This window comes from Brevibacillus centrosporus, from assembly GCF_003710815.1.
GTDB classification, from domain to species: Bacteria; Bacillota; Bacilli; order Brevibacillales; family Brevibacillaceae; genus Brevibacillus; species Brevibacillus centrosporus.
The window spans coordinates 196,908-203,412 of the sequence record NZ_RHHP01000007.1 but is presented as its reverse complement, the minus strand read 5'-3'; the positions used below and the strand labels follow the sequence as shown (position 1 = coordinate 203,412).

Genomic DNA, 6,505 nt, shown 5'->3' with positions numbered 1-6,505 from the left:
TCAGTTTTCAAAGAGCATTTCCGTTGTTAGCGCTCGTGGCGCCGACCTTTTAAACTATATCAGGTCTTGTCTCAAAAATCAAGGGTTATTTTTAGAAGTTCAACTTTTTTTCATTCTCTTTAAAATTACCCTCAAAAGCGACAAGACTTATCTTATCAAGTTGAAAACAAAAACGCAAGCAGAAATCACGATGAATTTTAACTTTCTTTACATGGCATCCACAATGCCTTGAATTTCATGCACGGAATGAATCATTGCTGCTGGCAAAAGCTCATTCGGCAGTACGTTCCACGAGGCCTTTTTGTCCTCTCTCTTCCCTTTATTCAGTAGGAGACGAATCCCTCTGGGAACCTGCACTCTCCTATCAGGGCTTATGGCCTTCAATTCTTCAGGAAGATTCCGATCAATCAATAACCCAGCGATCCTGCTGCGATTGGCCAATTGCACATCGTGGTCTAATCGGTCACCCACATGAGCCACGATGCGACCATCCAGCTGCCTTAAAATAGCTGGGTCTGGCTTTCCGGCGCCTGCCCGCTCTGGTGTAACCACTTCCTCGAACAAATCTAGAATGCCCAACGCCTCCATAACCGGCGCCTGAAATTTATAAAATCCATTTGTCACTGCGGCTAAAGAATACCCGCGATCACACAATTTCGTCAAAGCTTCCTGTATCCCACCCTCCAGCAATCTGACTTTGGGGTATACCGAATGCTTCCGGACTAGTCCCTCAATCTCAAACGGATCAGAGAGTCCCAGCTCACGGAACCTCCCCCGCAGAATATCATCCCAATCATACGCCTCCACGTAGCGTCCCGATCCCATGCGTGCCTCATGCTCTGCAACCATTTCCGCAACCACATCATGATGCCTGCCCAGCCTGCCGGAGACCGCTTCTGCAATCTCCGGAAAAACCCATGCTCCAAATGGATTTTGCATGAGTGTACCGTCCAAATCAAACGTAATCCAGCGTTTCTCGTTCATTTGATCGCCCCCGAGGTCAGTCCTTCAATAAACTGTTTGGATGCAAACAAAAAAGCGATAATCATTGGTAAAGAAGAAATCGTTAGGCTTGCAAACAGCAGATTCCACTCCGTATCATACTCACCGAACAACGCGAGAACCCCTAACGGTATCGTGCTTAATTCCTCGCTTTTCAAAAAGATCAGTGGATAAAAAAAGTCGTTCCACACCCCGATCAGATGGACGATCCCCACCGTGGCCAACGCCGGCTTCATCAATGGCAGGATAATCTTATAGTACACCTGAAAGCCGTTGCAGCCATCCAGTCTCGCGGATTGATCCAGCTCCGTCGGGAGGGTCTTGAAGAACCCGTAGAAGACAAACACGCCAAAAGGAATTCCTCCTGCCACATACAAAATGACCAGCGACGTCAGCGTATCCAGCAAATGCAGCTGCAGCATAATCATGTATAGCGGTAGAATGGCCAGCTTCATCGGAAGCATCAGCCCCAGCATAAAGAAGAACAGGACGTACGGATTCCATCGGAACGAATAGCGAGAAAGATAAAAGGCAGCAAGCGAGGAGATGAACAATATGAAAAACACAGATAAGCCGCTGACATACATACTGTTCCATACATACGTCCCGAAGTTTACCCGGCCCCATACTTCTGTGTAATTTTCTAAAGAAAGCGAATGCGGAAGCCCCAGAGGTGAAGTGAGAATCTCCATATTGCTTTTGAATGAAGAGACAATCATCAAAAATATTGGGTAGAGCGCCAAAAAGGCAAAGAGCAGCAAAATCGCATACTTCGCGTACTGGCCAAGTCTTACTGTCACGTTTAAGTCCTCCCTTCTATTGTTCGTATTCCTTGCGACGGAAGAAAAAGAGCAGGATTGCCGTCGCACTCGAAATCATCAGAAAAAGCACGACTGCCAACGCTGATCCGAGCCCGATGGATTCCCCTCCCGCAACAGACCCAAAGGCGAGACGATAAAAGTAGGTCGCCAGGACATCTGTTGAATAGTAGGGTCCTGCCTGAGAGCCTTGCATCGCGAAAATGAGTTCAAACGTCTCAAATGCCCCAATGAAGCTCAGGATCGTCATCACCATAATGGATGGCATAGCCAAAGGAACGGTCATCCGCCACAGCATGGTTAAACCCGACGCACCATCAATTTTGGCTGCATCGTAGATTTCCGAAGGGATTGCCTGCAAGCCTGCGAGGAAGATCAAAACCGCAAACCCCAATCCGTACCAGCTGTTGACCAAAATAATCGTGTAGAGCGCCGTATCCGGGCTCCCCAGCCAAGGACGCGCCAGCTCTTCCAAGCCGATGAACTTGAGAAAGGTATTTAACGCTCCGTAGGTGGGATTCAGGATCAGACTAAACAGAAACCCGACCACGATCACAGACAGCAGCTTTGGCATGAAGATCACCATCTTGAAAAACTCTTTCCCGCGGATCTTGCTGTTGATGAAGAGCGCCAGCACAAAAGCCACTACGAGCTTGGTCAGGACGATACCGATGAAGAAAATGACGTTATGAGCGAGTCCTCGAAAAAAGGTCTCCTGAAACGGCGATTCCGTAAACAGTCGCACGAAGTTCTCAAGGCCAATAAATGCTCCCCGCTTCAGCCCGTCCCAGGCAAAAAAGCTGTTTAAAAAGGCTGAAAAGATGGGGTAGATCTGAAACCATATATAGAAGAGCAGTGCCGGCAGCAAAAACAAATGGACCAAGTGCTTTTTCCAGTTTCCTCTCCGTACTTTGGCAGACTCTTTTTTGGCGGCTGCCGTTTTGTCCGTCACAGGCATACTCATGTGCCCCCTCCTCCAAAAACAGGTACAGCCAAGCGCCCCGTCCCGGCTGTACCTCTCTTTTTTACTCGACGTGTGGCTATTTTTTCGGTTTGAACCATTTGTCAGCAGAAGCTTGGGTATCCTCCGCTACCTTATTCACCGTAAGCTTGCCGATATACATTCCTTGCAAAGAGTCTTCAAAGGTCGTCTTGGTCGTGGGCGTGCCCTCCCCGAAGTGAACGAGCATCAGATAGGGAGCCATACTCCTTTCACTGAGCTGCGTCATTTTTTGTACCAAAGGATGCTTCGGTGTCACGCCGGCGATAGCACTCAGGCGGCTCAAATCATCACTGAACATCTGACCGAACTCTTTGGAGGCGAGAAATTCCATGAAGATTTTCGCCTCTTCCGGGTGCTTGGTTGCTTTTGCGATACCGTAGGAGCCGTCTACCCAGTTGATCATCGGCGTGTCCCCACCCTTTTCTTTGGCGAGGCCAGGGAGAATATCGATCGGAAGGTCCGGGCTTTGCTTTTCAAACGTTTCTAGGCGATAGCTGCCGTTGATGTACATAGCTGCCTTTCCGGTGTAAAAGAGCGCTTGGGCATCCTTGTCATCAATACCGATAAAATCAGGCGGGAAAAACGGTGCCAGCTCTTGCATGTGCTGGATGGACTCCTTGAAGGCCGGATCGTTGAAATTCACTTCACCCGTGAGCAGCTTATCCACGTACTCATTGCCGCCGTAGGAGCTTGTTCCAATGACACTATGGGCAATCGACAAAAGGTATGCGGCTTTTCCCGCCTGGGCAATGGGAACGATTCCTTTTGCTTGCAGGGCTTGTGAGACGTGAATCAGCTCATCCCATGTTTGCGGAGGCTGCAGCCCATTGTCCTCGAATACTTTTTTGTTGTAGAAAATCACTGCCGAGTTGATAGAAAGCGGTACTCCATACACCTTCTGGTCGCTGCCACGAGCTGCGTCGAGATAAGCCTTCGGGATCTCCTGTACGCCTTTTACATCGTCAATCGGCAAAAGGTATCCTGCATCGGCAATCGATGTTGTGCCAGAATACGGGCGCAATTGAACAATATCCACTCCTGTGCCTGCCGTCAGAGAATTGCTTAAAATCGTGTTGTACTCCGTTGATTTGAACGGCTTGAATTTCACTTTGATGTTGGTATGCTGCTTCTCAAACTCCGCGATAAACTTGGTGTACGCATCCTTGTCCTCTGGTCGCCAGCTGTACATCACCAGCTCGACCGGCTCTCCTTTCGCCGGCTCAACAGCTGGTGATGGCGCTGCTCCGGTCGTTTGCTCACCTGTTGTAGACGTAGTCGAGCTGCTGCTACACGCACTCACCACCAGCATCAGAATCGCACAAAACAGCCAAACCCCTACACGTCTCATCACCAAATCTCCTCCATAAAAGATAATGGATGCCTATCTCTTCTGTGTTTCTCTCTTTGTAGTAATGTTTAGTATGTAAAGTCTAATTTCAGAAACAAATTTCCCGAAAAAAATTTACAATTTTCCAATAATAAAACATGCTGCTACGGAATAGATAAGCCTTTCTGGTCTGACCGAGCCAGGGAATCAACCCACAAAAAAAGAGACAGACGATTGTCTGCCTCTTCATTGCGAAAAACGGCGAGCCGCTTTTCTTGTCTTACATCATACCCATGCCACCCATGCCGCCCATATCAGGCATACCCATAGGAGCTTTGTTTTCTTCTGGTTTGTCAGCAATAACTGCTTCAGTAGTCAGGAACATAGCCGCTACGGATGCAGCATTGGACAGTGCGGAGCGAGTTACTTTCGCAGCATCCACGATACCAGCTTCCAGCATGTTTACATATTCTTCAGTAGCAGCGTTGAAGCCGACACCTACAGGTTCTTTTTTCAGACGCTCTACGATTACAGAGCCTTCGAGGCCTGCGTTCGCAGCGATTTGACGAACTGGCTCTTCCAGGGAGCGGAGTACGATGTGTACGCCAACTGCCTCTTCGCCTTCCACTTTAACGCCTTCAACCGCTTTGATTGCGTTGATGAGAGTAGTACCACCACCAGGAACGATACCTTCTTCTACTGCAGCGCGAGTAGAGTTCAGAGCGTCCTCGATGCGGAGCTTTTTCTCTTTCAATTCGGTTTCAGTAGCTGCACCCACTTTGATCACTGCTACACCGCCAGCCAGTTTAGCCAGACGCTCTTGCAGTTTTTCACGATCGAAATCGGAAGTGGTGTCTTCGATTTGTTGACGGATTTGAGCTACGCGGCTTTCGATGTTCGCTTTGTCGCCAGCACCTTCCACAACCGTTGTGTTTTCTTTGGTAACCACGATTTTACCTGCGCGGCCCAATTGCTCCAGCTTCGTGGATTTCAGGTCCAGACCCAGCTCTTCTGTGATTACTTCGCCGCCAGTCAGAGCAGCGATGTCTTGCAGCATAGCTTTGCGGCGATCGCCGAAGCCAGGTGCTTTAACCGCTACAGCTGTGAAGGTACCACGCAGTTTGTTCACTACCAGAGTAGCCAGCGCTTCGCCTTCAACATCTTCTGCGATGATCAAGAGAGGTTTGCCGCTTTGTACCACTTGCTCCAGTACTGGCAGAACTTCTTGGATGTTGGAGATTTTTTTGTCAGTGATCAGGATGTAAGGGTTGTTCAGAACCGCTTCCATCTTGTCAGTGTCAGTGATCATGTAAGGGGAAGCGTAGCCGCGGTCGAACTGCATACCTTCTACTACTTCCAGCTCAGTTACGAAGCCTTTGGATTCTTCAACGGTGATAACGCCGTCTTTACCCACTTTTTCCATTGCTTCTGCGATCAGGTTTCCAACTTCTTGATCGTCAGCGGAAATAGCCGCTACTTGAGCGATCGAAGATTTGTTTTCAACTGGCTTCGCGATGGATTTGATTTCTTCTACAGCTGCACGAACAGCTTTTTCCATACCGCGGCGGATAACCATTGGGTTAGCGCCTGCAGTTACGTTTTTCAGACCTTCACGGATCATAGCAGCAGCCAGAACTGTTGCAGTCGTAGTACCGTCACCAGCGATGTCGTTGGTTTTAGTAGCTACTTCTTTAACCAGTTGAGCACCCATGTTTTCATAAGCGTCTTCCAGTTCGATTTCTTTTGCAATCGTTACACCGTCATTCGTGATGAGCGGAGACCCGAATTTTTTCTCAAGCACCACGTTACGGCCTTTTGGACCGAGGGTTACCTTTACCGCATTTGCCAATGTTTCCACACCGCGGAGCATCGAGCGGCGTGCATCTTCAGAAAACTTCACTTGTTTAGCCATCTAATCTCTACCTCCTGTTAAGTGTTAGTTCGTTCTATTTCCTATGTCTTAACCGATGATCGCCAGGATATCGGATTCGCGCAGCACGAGGTATTCTTTATTGTCTACCTTGACTTCTGTACCAGCGTATTTGGAGAAGATTACTTTATCGCCGTCTTTAACTTCCAACGCGATGCGCTCGCCGTTGTCAGCTACGCGACCAGAACCAACTGCGATTACGCGGCCTTCTTGCGGTTTTTCCTTTGCAGAATCAGGCAAAACGATACCGCTTGCAGTCGTTTCGTCTTTGGAGATAGCTTCGATTACCACACGGTCACCCAATGGCTTAAGCACTAAAAACACCCTCCTCAAAAATTGTAGGTAAACAAATTTTGCGTTGTTAGCACTCGAGTGATATGAGTGCTAACACCCAATTCCTATAATAATGAATCACTACTTACTTT

Annotated in this window: 6 protein-coding genes; all 6 read right to left on the bottom strand. The window is 48.5% G+C overall.

Annotated elements, in window-relative coordinates; all coding sequences use genetic code 11:
- Positions 1 to 207 precede the first annotated feature (207 nt).
- On the bottom strand, positions 208 to 984 hold the full coding sequence (locus tag EDM55_RS09120; protein ID WP_092271043.1) for an HAD family hydrolase: 777 nt from the start codon (positions 982 to 984) through the stop codon (positions 208 to 210).
- The gene (locus EDM55_RS09115; protein WP_246071145.1) at positions 981 to 1,802 is read right to left on the bottom strand and encodes a carbohydrate ABC transporter permease; all 822 of its coding nucleotides are present in this window, start codon (positions 1,800 to 1,802) and stop codon (positions 981 to 983) included. Before EDM55_RS09115 ends, EDM55_RS09120 begins: the two co-directional genes overlap by 4 nt.
- 16 nt (positions 1,803 to 1,818) lie before the next feature.
- Positions 1,819 to 2,778, bottom strand: coding sequence for a carbohydrate ABC transporter permease (locus tag EDM55_RS09110; protein WP_092271070.1), 960 nt, complete (start codon positions 2,776 to 2,778; stop codon positions 1,819 to 1,821).
- 82 nt (positions 2,779 to 2,860) lie between these two features.
- A complete protein-coding gene (locus tag EDM55_RS09105) occupies positions 2,861 to 4,171 on the bottom strand; it encodes an ABC transporter substrate-binding protein (RefSeq protein WP_122960135.1) in 1,311 nt (436 codons plus the stop codon).
- 259 nt (positions 4,172 to 4,430) lie between these two features.
- A complete protein-coding gene (gene groL, locus EDM55_RS09100; protein ID WP_092271037.1) occupies positions 4,431 to 6,062 on the bottom strand; it encodes a chaperonin GroEL in 1,632 nt (543 codons plus the stop codon).
- 48 nt (positions 6,063 to 6,110) lie between these two features.
- Positions 6,111 to 6,395: a co-chaperone GroES gene (groES, locus tag EDM55_RS09095; protein ID WP_049742269.1), complete on the bottom strand. Its 285-nt coding sequence runs from the start codon at positions 6,393 to 6,395 to the stop codon at positions 6,111 to 6,113.
- Between the last annotated feature and the right edge of the window lie 110 nt (positions 6,396 to 6,505).